The organism is Bacillus sp. CCB-MMP212 (assembly GCF_022748145.1).
Lineage (GTDB): Bacteria > Bacillota > Bacilli > Bacillales > Bacillaceae_G > Bacillus_A > Bacillus_A cereus.
The window spans coordinates 479,557-492,023 of the sequence record NZ_JALDQE010000006.1 but is presented as its reverse complement, the minus strand read 5'-3'; the positions used below and the strand labels follow the sequence as shown (position 1 = coordinate 492,023).

Here is a 12,467-nt window from a genome sequence, read left to right as displayed (position 1 = left end):
AAAACAAACAGGCTCTCCAATAAATAACAGTGAACTTTTATATGTTCTTAGTTACAATCAAAATCCAGTAAATCTGAGATTTATATTTTTTTAATAAAAATAAGAATTAAATATTTTCTATACTATTTAATCTATGGATTATCATATTACTCACTATTCTCATTATTACAAGCTAATAGTGGTTCATACATCATTATAGCGTGATTCTCCGTTACATATTGATCTTCTATTAACTGTTTCTGTTGATTATATACTTTACGTTGAATCACATTATGTCGTATATAACCGCCCCAGTATGCAGGTTGAATTGAGTGTTCTTTCTCATACACTTCATATTGATAAAGTTGCGGATAGACTGTTCTCCATTCACCAACTAAATATTCATCTGTCATATAAAGGTGAAGTTGATACGGTTGGTCCGTTTCATTTTTAATTTGTAAATCCAAATAGTTATAGGAACAAGTCGCTCCACTCCCAAACGGTTGAGTTCGCCTCGAATCAGGAAAGACATCAAAGCTATGACGATATCGTTCTGTTACTGTCAGTGGTGTATGTAAAGTCATCCAATATATTAAATTCGAAAGCTGACAAAGACCTCCTCCAATACCTGTTTGAAAAGATCCGTAGTGTAATACCATACCTTCTACATATCCTTTTTTCCTCGTAGGCTTACCTATTAAACGCCAGTAAGAAAATGTTTCTCCTGGTCTAATGACGATACCATTTAGTTTTTTAACAGCAATTTTCAAATTAACAACCTTATTCTGTTGATACCACATATCTACATCTTTGAGCTTACGAAGTAATATCGTTCGGTGCTGAATTGCTGTACAAGGTAGCTTTTCTTGTTGGAGCCTTTTTGCATATGTTTTTCCGTCTACTAACCACTGAATGTACCTCTTTGTAGAGTAATACCACTTCCCTAGCATAATACGATACTTAGACCGCTGTTTAGGACGTAAGTGCACTATATTCATTTTATTCCCTCTCTCTTTCTTCAACTAAATTCTAATATATCTCTAATTCAATAAATTACAGTTTTCTTAGCTGCATAATAATTTTCGTAAATAAAGTGAAATTTTAATCAGCCCTCACCAATCGGGTTTTTACAGGCAGCCTGACCCCCACCTAACTTCTTTGCTTTCGCTTAATTTTGAGGTGGGGGTCTTACTGTCCGGCAAATAGCGGGATAAATAAGACGCAAAAAAAATAATAAATTTACTCTAGTGGAGATTTTATTTTGTTGATTGCTTTATAATTATATAAAACTGCGCTTCAATACGATAAATTGAAATAAACACATTATAAATATAACGAATAATATTAAATAAAAAATAACGAAAATTAAAGAAATTCTAAAGTATTAATATATTTTTCGTAAATATTAATTGATAATACATTAGACTTTACTATATGTATAAATTCTCTATTCTACAAAACGAAATTTTTTAATGTAAGAAAAAATATAATTCCCCTTTCACATTTATACAAATCTCATCTGGAAAACTTTCCAAAACAATCCGAACCCTTATATTTAGAATAAACACAAAAAATTGCCACCAGTTAGCTTAACTGGTTGGCAATTTTTTAACGAGAATGCTTTACAAATAGTTGAATTGCTTCTTCTGGTACATAGCACTTTCCATTACTCTCTACAATAATACTTCCTAATTCATACCCTTTACCATTGATACGAATTATATTTTTGTTACCAAATAATTGTGCTTCTACTTTATTATGTTTTACTACGAGTAACGGGTTTGCTCCTTCGGTTTTGTCGGCTGTTACAGTTGCACCGATTTTCTTAAAGGCTTGTTCACTCTCCAAAAATATTTTATTCGTTACTTCTTCTAAGTTAAAGCCCATCGCTTTCGCCATCGTCTTCGCAATGTCTGTATTTTGGATTAAGCCTTCTGGTTTTTGAGGTCCATAAGAATGTAAAAATACATCCTCACCTGTATGTCCTCCTGTCGTAAAGCCGATATTTGCACGATTAGCCAATAATGTAGTAAGAATTCGTCCTACATCCATTTTCTTTTTTGCCGCTTTTAATTTTTCTTTTTCATCATGAGTTAGATTATCCAAACCGTATAGTTTAGCTACATCTTCTACATTTGATAAATCAGATTTCAGTTTATTTATAGTTCCTTCAAGTGTCATTTTCGCCTTTTTCAATGAATCAATGTATGCAGAAACCGGTGTAGTATTGTATCCTTTTGTCGTATTTCTATTCCCTATAGAGATACCGCTGTTACCATGATCAGTTAAAGCTATGAGCATCGTATCCCCATCTTTCTTCGCAAATTGTAACGCCTTTGCTACCGCTTCATCAAATGCCAATACATCACTAATCATCCCAATTGGATCATTAGCATGAGCTGCCCAATCAGGCTTACTACCTTCTACGAATAAAAAGAAACCATCTTTGTCTTTTAATAATGTTTGAATTGCTTTTTCTGTCATTTGAGAAAGTGTTGGTTGTTCTGGATTTGTTGCTATACGATCTATATCAAACGCAAGAGCATGATTTGAGAAAGAGCCCCAAATTTTATTAGATTTGGAGTTCAATAACGCATCTTTCGTTTCAACAAAATCGTATCCTTTGTCTTGAATCACCTTTACTAAATTTTCACCATCTTTTCGGATTCCATTACTTTTCATAGGTAGCAGCGCCGCTTTTCCCCCGCCTAATACGACATCTATATTTTGATATACTTGTTGCTTCGCAATTACGTCAAATTGCTTGCGATTAACATGGTGAGCCGAGAATCCCGCCGGAGTAGCATGCTGAATTTCAGATGTAGCAACAATTCCAGTTGCACGGCCAGTACGTTTTGCACCTTCCAATACGTTTGCGACCGGCCGTAACTTGTCCTCTTCTTTTATTGGCTTTAAGTTAGGTGAATTTACAGTAGAAGGTAGTACGCCTACATATCCTGAATTCGATTTATTTCCAGTTGCTAATGCTGTCGCTGCTGGTGCTGAGTCTGTAATAGCTGATTCTGCAGAATATGTACGAACACCTCCTGTTACAATTTGATCTAACGTAAGCGGTGCCCCTTTATACCAGCGAGCCAATGTTGTCGCCGTTGAACTTGTTCCGTCCATAACCATCATAATTATATTTTTAGGCTGGTGTTCTACTTTTTTCACCTTAGCTTTGGCCGCATGATAATTCATCATACTTTCCGTACTTAATACGCTTACTATTATAGCTCCCACTAATAGTAACTTTTTCATCTTCACACCATAATTCAACATGATTGTTCCTCCATAAACTTTGCATTCATTTCAATACACCTTATTTCCTTTCTCATTCCACAACCTACATATGTTTTATTAGTTCCCAATTCTCATAAAGCTAACAATAGTTACTTTCTATTTCTTTCCTTAATTAAATATCGGTATGTGTCATCTATCTTATAAAAAAGATTTAGCATTCATTCATTAATTACTTGTTTAACAATAAATCCTCGATTAAAAGAAATAAAATTTTATTGTTAAACAATAAATTTCATGTTAAATTAATAAGATATTAAATAAATGAGGTGCTTTTTATGAAACAAGGATCCACACTCTTTTTAAAGACCGTTGTGATTCTGATCGGAATCCCCGTTCTTGCTATGTGCATTTTTTTAGTCCCTAAAATAGGAAATTTCGCCGCAGAATTATATCCAGATATTTCATATATTAAATATCTTGTGTTTATCAATTTATACGCAACAGCAATACCTTATTACTTCGCACTGTACCAAACATTTAAGCTTTTAAACTATATTGATAAAAACAACGCATTCTCAGAGTTATCTGTTCAAGCTTTAAAAAATATTAAGTACAGCGCATTGGCAATTAGTGTATTATATGTATTAGGTATGCCACTTTTCTATCTCGTGGCAGAGAGAGATGATGCCCCTGGCATTATTATTATCGGAATGATTATGATTTTTGCTTCAATGGTAATCGCGGTCTTTGCTGCCGTTCTCCAAAGACTATTAAAAGATGCTATAGATATAAAATCAGAAAATGATTTAACGGTCTGAGGTGAATAATATGGCAATTATTATTAATATTGATGTAATGTTAGCAAAAAGAAAAATGAGTGTAACAGAACTTTCGGAGAAGGTTGGAATTACAATGGCTAACCTTTCTATCTTGAAAAATGGAAAAGCAAAAGCAGTCCGTTTTTCAACTTTAGAAGCAATATGTAAAGCATTAGAATGCCAACCCGGGGATATTTTAGAATATCAACCTGAAGATACCAAGTAAAAAGAGTCCTTCATACGAGATGGACTCTTTTTATTACACATTACGGTGCAAAACTAATTTGACCAGTAAACAATAGGATAATTGCTATGATCCAAAATATAAAAAATGATGAGGACAGTATTAATGAAAGAATAGCAATTCCCTTCTTCTCTGTTCTTTTCGTCATTGTGATTATTGAAAGCATGATACCTACACCTGTCAGGGCAATTGTAATATAATCTCCAACTATATTACCTGCATTCGCTATCCTTGTTGGCGTTATAAAAACGAATAGAAAACACAAAATGCCGATGAGTAAAGATATATAGCTTATTATACTGTACTTCTTTTTAGGAACTATTTCTGTTTTCATACTAATCCCACCCCTTCTATATAGCTATGATTTTATATTAGCATGAATAACCATAATTTGGTTAAAATATAAAAAAGATAAAGTAGACGCTATCACTTTATCTTTTGGTTTATTTCTATCTAACAATTAACTTGGCTACTTCCTTAATAAAGATGGACAATCATTCTTTAACCTCTAGTAATTATTATATACAGAAAATAAAGTGAAACTTTAATCAGTGGAGGTTTTGTTCACCCTCCACTGATTATTAGTTGAACCAATCAGGCTACCCGTTAATGCGGAATAAAATGAAAGAGTTCTAAAAAATAAAGACTGTACCTTTAAAATGAAAGATACAGTCTTTATTAATAACTTTTTTTATAAAGAAAACTCTCTATCACTCACTACCTTAAAAAACTCCGAGTAATGTGATAAAGAATAATCCGCTACATCACAATTACCTTGAAACATACATGTTGAAATACCTAATTCTTTTGCAGGTAATAAATCTAATTCTCTATCTCCAATAGCTAAATCAATATTGTATTTTTTATGCAGATGATTATAAGCTAAAGAGTTTGGCTTTCGAGGAAAGCCATCGTTAATTGTAACCATATCTACGAAGTATTTTTCCCAGCCGTAATATTTTAAAATGCCCATAACCCCTTCCCTATGTTTATGGGTCATAATCACATTTTTATTTGCAAATTTCAAAACCTCTTCGACACCTGCAAAAGGTTTCATATCTTTTGACGTGAATTTTCCCTTCAAAACTTTAATCTTTTCTTCCTGCTCGCATGAAATATTATAATACTGAATTGCATGAGAGTATGATATTTTTAAGTTTTTGTATATTTCTTGTTTTTCTACTGAATCACCTAATATTTCAGAAAACAACATTGTATATGCAGGATACGTATCAAATAACGTCCCATCAAAATCCCATAAAATATTCATTCTATTCACCTGCTATGTTCAAATCATTTAATGACTAAATCCGCCCTATCCCTCGGCGATTCCATTTCTAAGTAATAATCCTCTGCTTTCCAATACCTATTTTCAAACTTTGAAAGGTTTTTCTGTGTCTCCTCACTCTCACGTAGAAACCTTGTCTCTCTTGGACAGTCCAAATAGACCATATAATGAAAGAAATCTCTCCATTCTTTTCGCTGCAGAAAAACTCCTTCAATAACAATTACGCCTACAATAGGAATCTGCACTTTTTTCATTTCACATGAGTCTGTTTCCTCTTGATAAAAAGGCAAAGTTAATTTTGTCTCATGTTGTAACTTCTGAAAAAACTTCTGCCTCAAGTATGTAATATCCCACTGTAAACAATAATACTCATACCATTCTTCATGGTTTGTATAATAGCGTCGATTACGCTCTACTATATGATCATCAATATGGAAAATATGAAACGGAATGCCTTCTTGTTTCATATTTTCTTTTAAATTTGCTACGAATGTTGTTTTTCCTGAACGACTTAAACCATCTATACCTAAAATGAATCTATTTTCCCTATGATTCTTCATAATCGTTATAAGTTCGTTTGTACTCATTACTTCTTCCACTCTTCTTTTAATAAAGAATATAAAATGGTATCATGAGCAACTCCATTTTGAATCATATGTTTTCGAAGTAATCCTTCTTCTTGAAATCCTGCTTTTATTAACAACTTTTGAGAAGCTTTATTTTCTACATATACAACCGCTGCGATTCTTATCAGTTGCAGCATTTCAAATCCGTAAGCTAAAATCGCTTGTAATGCTTCCGATGCATATCCTTGTCCCCAATATGTATCATCTAATTCATAACCAATTTCAGCTCGTTTATGAATATTATTAATTAAATGAAATCCGCACGTTCCGATTAATTGGCCCGTCCCTTTTTTCTCGATTCCCCAGCGAAATACACTGCCCTCTTCATAACGATTGTTAAACGTTTGAATCGTTGTTTTCGCTTGCTCAATATTTTCAAAAGAATCCATTCCGAAATAACGTATAACTGATTCTTTCGAAAAATATTGGAACATCGTTTCTGCATCTAATAGTGTAAGTTCTCTTAAGAGTAAACGTTCTGTTTCTAGTTTTGGAAATCCCATCTCTCTTTCTCCCTCTATTCTAATGAACTGCAAATTTCAATATAATTTCCATCTGGATCAGCAATGTAAGCAATTGTTTGTCCCCACGGTTTTACAATAGGTTCAACTAAAATCTTGATTCCTTGTTCTCTAAATTGCTCAATCGTTTTTTGTACATTCTCAACAACGAATCCTAATTCAAAATGAGAAGACTGTAATTCACCTTCTGTAAGCGGTAGTCCTGTTAATTCTTTCACATCTTGCCGCGTATTCATCGCTAAAATGGTAGTTCCAGTATTAAATTCAATATATGTACCGTGCTCTGCTTTTATAGGTAACTGTAAAATATCTTTATAGAATTTTAAACATTCCTCAAACTTTTCTACATATAAAATGATGTACTTCATTTTCAAATCCATTTTACATCCCCCTTTATATCTATCTCTAAAATTTCGACAAAAGTCTCACAAAAACCTTGTTCCTTGTAGTAATGAGCAAAAAAAATGAGGCCGATTTCTCGGCCCCCCAGCTTATTGGCATAAAACAGGAGATTTGGTTTGGACATAACCAGTTCGTACTTTTATTATATTTTATTTTTTCTGAATTTTAAATACATTAAACACCTATTTATATTGAGAAAGTTTTTTGCTTGCATAAAATTAAAGATTTTAAGAAATGATACAAATGGAGGTGTATACATATGGAACCAATGCTATGTCCAAGCTGTAAAACGAACCGTACTCGCTTTAATATTCTTGAACAACAAGTAAAACCAGTCAAATTAAATCCACAAACTGGTCAAGTAGAAGAAGAATACACAAATGAAACGATGAATGCTTTTCATATGGCCTATCAAGGACCTACATACCGCGTCCAATGCGCTGTATGTGGGCTTGTTGAAAACCCTGAACAATTTATTAAACCTGCTCAAAATCAGTCTTTCTAATAAAAACATTATTATCCCTTGTAGAAATAGATTTTTCTATAAGGGATTTTTCCATTTAATAAGTTAATTAAAGATGTATTTCTTCCTTTTTATATATTAAAACCCACACCCTTTTGGTAATATTTACATAAAAGGGGGGATAACAAATGATTTTAAATAAAAAGATAATGCTTCCATCAACATTTCTACTAGTAACTTGCCACATAGTCATCTTTTACTTTTGGATCTTCGATTTTGAAAAAATAACGACTCCTTACGGTCTAACAATATGGATTGTTTCTACTATTTGTGGTCTTTTACTTTATTACCATTTTAAAAATCAAAAATCTAATAAAGTGATATTTATTGCTAATTCTTTATTATTAATTATTTCTTCTTCATTTATGATTTTTTTAGGTATTGTTACTGGTATTATCTTTGTAACTGTTAGTTCTATGAATTAAATATATATTTTTATTATATAAAAAATAGTTAACAAAATAGAATTACATAAAAATTAAAGAAGAAGATAATGATGTCATTGTCATCATTATCTTCTTCTAGAGTCTAATCTTTATTATAATATTTCACTTTTCAATTTCTTGATTTTCCAAAAAATTCTCATGAAGAAATAAGCATACATACAACCTACAAGCCCTGTCATAACTTTCGCCCAAATTGGCACTCTTGATTCTGTTGAACTTAAAAATACGCTATACATTGAGGGTAATATAGTTATTGAAATTAATGCGAAAAATTGTAATAATTCCTTCATTTTTTGCACCTTCGTGTCCTTCTCTGAATATATGTCAGGTAACTCAATTCCCTTCTCTACTTCCTTACAAAAATAATTCCATCTTGTGAAACTTGTTACGCGTTTCCAACCTGACATTTCGTATATTTCGAAATACTCTTGTTGTTGTTCTTTCGAATCTCTATAAACCAATCTAAAATCAGCTTTGTATATTACATCTTTTGGCTCAGTTTTTTGAAACGTATACATTAAATTATATTTTTGTAATGCCCAACCTTGCTGATGCATCTTTCGTAAAAAAGCTTCTTCTTTTTCTAAATTCCATGCCGTAAAAAACTTAAATACCCTTTTTGTCTCCATCTTCCATTCACTCCCCTAATATACTATTTCCATTCTTTACAGACCGCTGTAATCTGTTGTACTCCAGTTCCAGTACTTCTCTCCCAAACGGCGTTAACTCATAGCACTTCTTTCTATCTGTAGAGGCAACTTCAACAATTAATTTTTCTTTAAGTAATTTCGTCGTATTCCCGTATAACGTACCCGGACCGAGTTTTACTTCTCCATTTGTCATCTCTTCTACCATTTGCATAATTCCATAACCATGCATTGGCTTTACAAGTGACAATAATATGTAGTATGTCGCCTCAGTTAACGGAATATATTTTTGCGCCTTCGCATTCATTATAACTACCTCCGATACATCGCCTCATGATATATCGACTCACGATATATCATATACCGATATTGTATAATCATATTCCAAAATATGCAAGAGTAATTTAATAATTAAATATCCATTTCTTTGAATTAAAAAATGATACCAATTTTCTGAATAATTTGTTAAAATATAGAAATATTAGCTCTTTTATACCGAAAGGAATGATACATATGATAAATAAATTGAAAGAAAACATAGGATCTGTGTTTGTTGGTAAAGAAAATGTTATTGATCTACTGCTTGTTTCACTGCTTGCTGATGGACATGTACTACTCGAAGACGTGCCTGGTACTGGGAAAACGTTACTGGCGAAAACCATATCAAAAAGTATTGGCGGTAGTTTTTCTCGTGTTCAATTTACCCCTGATGTACTTCCAAGTGATGTAACAGGTATTGAATACTTCAACCCAAAAACAAATGAATTTGAGTTAAGAATTGGACCCGTTATGACAAACATTTTGCTAGCAGATGAAATTAACCGTGCAATGCCGAGAACACAGTCTAGTTTGTTAGAAGCAATGGAAGAGCGACAAGTGACGCTTGAAAAACAGTCTACTCCTCTCCCAAAACCGTTCTTTGTTATTGCAACGCAAAACCCAATTGAATCACAAGGGACTTTCCCTCTTCCAGATGCACAGCTTGATCGCTTTTTAATGACGATTTCAATTGGTTATCCAACTCCTGAAGATGAGTTACAAATGATGCGACGTTTTCGTAACGATATACCGCTAGAACGTGTCACACCTGTTATCTCTTTAGAAGATATATTAGAATCACAGAAACGAATAAAAGAAATTTTCATATCAGAACCGTTAGAACATTACATAATTAAACTTGCACAAGCTACTCGAAATCACGATTACATCGCTAACGGTGTAAGCCCACGTGCTACACTTTCTTTAGTGCGCGCAGTTCAAGCATTAGCCTTCTTACGCGGGAGAGCATATTGCACCCCTGAAGATATACAATTTTTAACTCCTTCTGTTTGGAATCACCGTATTGTCTTATCAATGGAAGGTGCCCTGCGCACGACTAAAAATGATATAATGCAAAGTATTTTAAAAGAAGTTGACGTACCTGTGGAGATTGAGCAAGCATGAATGGACAGCGTGTAGTAACTGTACCTTTATTTTTTCAACTCCATATTATTCAACTAACTGTGCCAGGCGCTATACTATTTACCTTTTTTATGCCGCAACGAATTATAATGTTTCTCTTTTTCTCCTATTATTTATTTGCGATTTTCATTTATAAATATGTCGCTTACATAGAGAAAAAATTTGAAGTTATAAACGAGAGACAAACAACTCGGCTTTTCCCTGATGAATCTGGAAAGTTTTTTATTCATTTGAAAAACGGTGCACATATCCCTCTCGTTAATGGTGTTTGTTATTTTCATTTAGATTCGTCTCTTATACAGCATAAAGATCAAGGAATTGAACGAATATCAAAAACGTTATTCTCTTTTCCATTTTCACAACCTGCACATTCGGCGCAAAAATGGGATTTAACATTAACCGCAACGAAACGTGGTGTGTTTCAAATTGAACAGTTCGAATGCGTTTTAAAAGATCCTTTTCATTTATTAAATGTACACTTACCTGTTTTCGATAAGTTAAAAACTGAAATTATTGTGTATCCTTCTCCTAAAGAAGTAGCAGGTTTGCAAGAACTTCAGCAACTTCTAACTGGTTCTTATCGAACTAATTTTTCTTTTTACAATGATGAAACATCTATTATCGGTGTAAAGCGATATGAGCGTGAGTCTTTCCGCTCTATTCATTGGAAGGCATCTGCTAAAATGCAAGAATTACAAGCGAAGCAATTTGAACCTGTAAAAAATTATAGTTGGACGATTTGTCTTTCTTTAGCTGCCGATCGTGGATTTGGTTGGAAAGATAATGTTGAAGATTTAATTTCATTCGCAACATACATTTGCCAATATGCAACGAAGCATCACATACCGTTTGAATTATTTATTAGTGTATTAGCAGAAGGTGGTGCATTACATTTATCGTTACATGAAGGGCAAACACAATATGCAAAAGCTTTAGAAGAATTAGCACGTGTTTCAGATGATAGTACGTTACTGCCGAAACAAGGATTCCTTCATTATGTAATGAGAAAGAGAGAACGTTCGTCTACAATGATATACATTGGTTTACAGAAAAATGAACTCCCTCTTCTCTCGCAGCCAACGTTCCTCATTAATAGCGAAGGGATGGTGGAATCGGTTGAAAACTTGGCTCTATCACGTTAATGACTTTATTTTGCTTCTCCTCCTTTCATTATTAACAGAAAGGGATGACCTTGTTGCTATTTCCATATTTTTAGCAACAGGCTATGTAGGCGTATTTCTTCTTCATAAATTTATGAAGAAAAAAACAACAGGATTTGTCATACTGTTCATTACTCAAATAATTGGTTGTTCTTTCCTTCTCCCATTCTCTCTATTTGGCACAATTATGTTACCGCTTTTCTTCTTTATCGTACATGTAGTCGGACCAGGATATCCAGTTCAAAAATCGTTAGGCGGTATTGTTTGGTTTAGTATTTCAACCATATTTTATGCGCCCTTTCCACCTTTGTGGAAGCTGTTACTATTAGTTATACACATTATGATTACATTTTGGTTAACTGGGGCAAATCGGAATCAACAGTTATTACGTTTCATTTCTATCATTACGATTGGTGTAATGAGTATAGTACTTGTTCAAGTGTTTCCTTTCATTCGACTTATTTTTTCCTATATCATAGAAACAGTTGCATTAGGATTCGGATACGCTATCAATCCGTTATTTTCAGCAGCTGAATTAAAAGAAACTGATGATTTTTGGTCGAATAAAGGGAATTTAAAGGATCCTCAAATTAAGGATGTGTTTGGACAGCGTGCTTTTGACCCCACACTCATGAATAGCATTACCATAATAGTATGTACAACCATTGCTATTTACGTTGTTTGGAAAATAATAAAAAGACGAAAACAATTCAGTTTACCAAATATGCCTGCCTTCGAATCTACTATCATTACTAATAAAGAAGGAACGAACCAAAATCGTTTTAAACGAAATAAACCGCCGCATAACGAAATTCGGAAGGAAATTTTCAAGCTAGAGAGTAAGTTAACCCCTCCTTTAAATAGAAAACGGGGAGAAACTGTTGAGGCTTGGCTAGAAAGAATAAATGATGAAGAAGATGTAAATATTCAAAGTAATATTATTATAGATGCTTATAATACGGTGCGTTATTCAAATGGTAAAAGCATTGTACTTCTGCATGAATTTAAGGAAGAGATTCATAAGCTTTATGCCTGTCAGAAAAGTTTGAAGAAACGAAAGAAATAACGTAACAAAAAGACTCCTATATTCATAGGAGTCTTTTTATACT

At 33.1% G+C, this 12,467-nt stretch carries 16 protein-coding genes; 7 read left to right on the top strand and 9 right to left on the bottom strand.

The annotated features are described in order from the left end of the window. Positions 1-146 precede the first annotated feature (146 nt). Positions 147-977: a VanW family protein gene (locus MRP26_RS19910; protein ID WP_001028244.1), complete on the bottom strand. Its 831-nt coding sequence runs from the start codon at positions 975-977 to the stop codon at positions 147-149. A gap of 610 nt (positions 978-1,587) precedes the next feature. Next, positions 1,588-3,261 carry an alkaline phosphatase gene (locus tag MRP26_RS19905; protein WP_242806686.1) on the bottom strand — a complete coding sequence of 558 codons (1,674 nt, stop codon included), beginning with the start codon at positions 3,259-3,261 and terminating at the stop codon, positions 1,588-1,590. Positions 3,262-3,557: 296 nt separating this feature from the next. Between MRP26_RS19905 and MRP26_RS19900 the strand changes: the two genes are divergently transcribed. Together MRP26_RS19900 and MRP26_RS19895 are read left to right on the top strand one after the other, a co-directional pair. Continuing rightward, complete coding sequence (locus MRP26_RS19900; RefSeq protein ID WP_000809125.1) at positions 3,558-4,040, top strand: DUF2975 domain-containing protein; 483 nt, start codon at positions 3,558-3,560, stop codon at positions 4,038-4,040. Between the two features lie 10 nt (positions 4,041-4,050). After that, positions 4,051-4,266 (top strand): helix-turn-helix domain-containing protein, encoded by a 216-nt coding sequence (locus MRP26_RS19895; RefSeq protein WP_000974620.1) that lies wholly within the window; start codon positions 4,051-4,053, stop codon positions 4,264-4,266. Between the two features lie 40 nt (positions 4,267-4,306). Here MRP26_RS19895 and MRP26_RS19890 read toward each other — a convergent pair whose 3' ends face one another. The 5 genes from MRP26_RS19890 to MRP26_RS19870 all read right to left on the bottom strand — a co-directional run bounded on the left by MRP26_RS19890 (position 4,307) and on the right by MRP26_RS19870 (position 7,099). Further along, positions 4,307-4,618 (bottom strand): hypothetical protein, encoded by a 312-nt coding sequence (locus MRP26_RS19890; RefSeq protein WP_000845550.1) that lies wholly within the window; start codon positions 4,616-4,618, stop codon positions 4,307-4,309. A 357-nt stretch (positions 4,619-4,975) separates the two neighbouring features. Continuing rightward, positions 4,976-5,554, bottom strand: coding sequence for an HAD-IA family hydrolase (locus MRP26_RS19885; RefSeq protein WP_088022733.1), 579 nt, complete (start codon positions 5,552-5,554; stop codon positions 4,976-4,978). A 23-nt stretch (positions 5,555-5,577) separates the two neighbouring features. Further along, positions 5,578-6,159: a kinase gene (locus MRP26_RS19880; RefSeq protein ID WP_000106123.1), complete on the bottom strand. Its 582-nt coding sequence runs from the start codon at positions 6,157-6,159 to the stop codon at positions 5,578-5,580. Next, a complete protein-coding gene (locus MRP26_RS19875) occupies positions 6,159-6,701 on the bottom strand; it encodes a GNAT family N-acetyltransferase (RefSeq protein WP_000506654.1) in 543 nt (180 codons plus the stop codon). The genes MRP26_RS19880 and MRP26_RS19875 overlap by 1 nt, the downstream gene beginning before the upstream one ends. Positions 6,702-6,715: 14 nt before the next feature. After that, positions 6,716-7,099 carry a VOC family protein gene (locus MRP26_RS19870; protein WP_000364502.1) on the bottom strand — a complete coding sequence of 128 codons (384 nt, stop codon included), beginning with the start codon at positions 7,097-7,099 and terminating at the stop codon, positions 6,716-6,718. 281 nt (positions 7,100-7,380) lie between these two features. Here MRP26_RS19870 and MRP26_RS19865 point away from each other — a divergent pair, with 281 nt between their 5' ends. After that, positions 7,381-7,626 (top strand): hypothetical protein, encoded by a 246-nt coding sequence (locus MRP26_RS19865; RefSeq protein WP_000433609.1) that lies wholly within the window; start codon positions 7,381-7,383, stop codon positions 7,624-7,626. 146 nt (positions 7,627-7,772) lie between these two features. After that, complete coding sequence (locus tag MRP26_RS19860) at positions 7,773-8,069, top strand: hypothetical protein (RefSeq protein ID WP_098853149.1); 297 nt, start codon at positions 7,773-7,775, stop codon at positions 8,067-8,069. A 113-nt stretch (positions 8,070-8,182) separates the two neighbouring features. Here MRP26_RS19860 and MRP26_RS19855 read toward each other — a convergent pair whose 3' ends face one another. Together MRP26_RS19855 and MRP26_RS19850 are read right to left on the bottom strand one after the other, a co-directional pair. Then, positions 8,183-8,719 carry a DUF2812 domain-containing protein gene (locus tag MRP26_RS19855; protein WP_242806683.1) on the bottom strand — a complete coding sequence of 179 codons (537 nt, stop codon included), beginning with the start codon at positions 8,717-8,719 and terminating at the stop codon, positions 8,183-8,185. Between the two features lie 7 nt (positions 8,720-8,726). Beyond that, the gene (locus MRP26_RS19850; protein ID WP_000991890.1) at positions 8,727-9,044 is read right to left on the bottom strand and encodes a PadR family transcriptional regulator; all 318 of its coding nucleotides are present in this window, start codon (positions 9,042-9,044) and stop codon (positions 8,727-8,729) included. Positions 9,045-9,250: 206 nt separating this feature from the next. On the opposite strand from MRP26_RS19850, the gene MRP26_RS19845 reads away from it, so the two are divergent. From MRP26_RS19845 to MRP26_RS19835, 3 genes are read left to right on the top strand one after another with little or no spacing between them, the layout of a single operon-like run. Then, positions 9,251-10,180, top strand: a complete 930-nt coding sequence (locus tag MRP26_RS19845) for an AAA family ATPase (protein ID WP_242806681.1) — start codon at positions 9,251-9,253, stop codon at positions 10,178-10,180. Next, positions 10,177-11,340: a DUF58 domain-containing protein gene (locus tag MRP26_RS19840; RefSeq protein WP_078400967.1), complete on the top strand. Its 1,164-nt coding sequence runs from the start codon at positions 10,177-10,179 to the stop codon at positions 11,338-11,340. The genes MRP26_RS19845 and MRP26_RS19840 overlap by 4 nt, the downstream gene beginning before the upstream one ends. Next, the gene (locus MRP26_RS19835) at positions 11,315-12,424 is read left to right on the top strand and encodes a DUF4018 domain-containing protein (RefSeq protein ID WP_242806679.1); all 1,110 of its coding nucleotides are present in this window, start codon (positions 11,315-11,317) and stop codon (positions 12,422-12,424) included. Before MRP26_RS19840 ends, MRP26_RS19835 begins: the two co-directional genes overlap by 26 nt. Positions 12,425-12,467: the final 43 nt, after the last annotated feature.

Coding starts and splice junctions, on each gene's coding strand:
- MRP26_RS19890 (WP_000845550.1), bottom strand. CDS start 4,618: ATGAAAACAGAAATAGTTCCTAAAAAGAAGTACAGTATAATAAGCTAT.
- MRP26_RS19855 (WP_242806683.1), bottom strand. CDS start 8,719: ATGGAGACAAAAAGGGTATTTAAGTTTTTTACGGCATGGAATTTAGAA.
- MRP26_RS19895 (WP_000974620.1), top strand. CDS start 4,051: ATGGCAATTATTATTAATATTGATGTAATGTTAGCAAAAAGAAAAATG.
- MRP26_RS19865 (WP_000433609.1), top strand. CDS start 7,381: ATGGAACCAATGCTATGTCCAAGCTGTAAAACGAACCGTACTCGCTTT.
- MRP26_RS19870 (WP_000364502.1), bottom strand. CDS start 7,099: ATGGATTTGAAAATGAAGTACATCATTTTATATGTAGAAAAGTTTGAG.
- MRP26_RS19840 (WP_078400967.1), top strand. CDS start 10,177: ATGAATGGACAGCGTGTAGTAACTGTACCTTTATTTTTTCAACTCCAT.
- MRP26_RS19885 (WP_088022733.1), bottom strand. CDS start 5,554: ATGAATATTTTATGGGATTTTGATGGGACGTTATTTGATACGTATCCT.
- MRP26_RS19845 (WP_242806681.1), top strand. CDS start 9,251: ATGATAAATAAATTGAAAGAAAACATAGGATCTGTGTTTGTTGGTAAA.
- MRP26_RS19910 (WP_001028244.1), bottom strand. CDS start 977: ATGAATATAGTGCACTTACGTCCTAAACAGCGGTCTAAGTATCGTATT.
- MRP26_RS19900 (WP_000809125.1), top strand. CDS start 3,558: ATGAAACAAGGATCCACACTCTTTTTAAAGACCGTTGTGATTCTGATC.
- MRP26_RS19875 (WP_000506654.1), bottom strand. CDS start 6,701: ATGGGATTTCCAAAACTAGAAACAGAACGTTTACTCTTAAGAGAACTT.
- MRP26_RS19860 (WP_098853149.1), top strand. CDS start 7,773: ATGATTTTAAATAAAAAGATAATGCTTCCATCAACATTTCTACTAGTA.
- MRP26_RS19905 (WP_242806686.1), bottom strand. CDS start 3,261: ATGTTGAATTATGGTGTGAAGATGAAAAAGTTACTATTAGTGGGAGCT.
- MRP26_RS19850 (WP_000991890.1), bottom strand. CDS start 9,044: ATGAATGCGAAGGCGCAAAAATATATTCCGTTAACTGAGGCGACATAC.
- MRP26_RS19880 (WP_000106123.1), bottom strand. CDS start 6,159: ATGAGTACAAACGAACTTATAACGATTATGAAGAATCATAGGGAAAAT.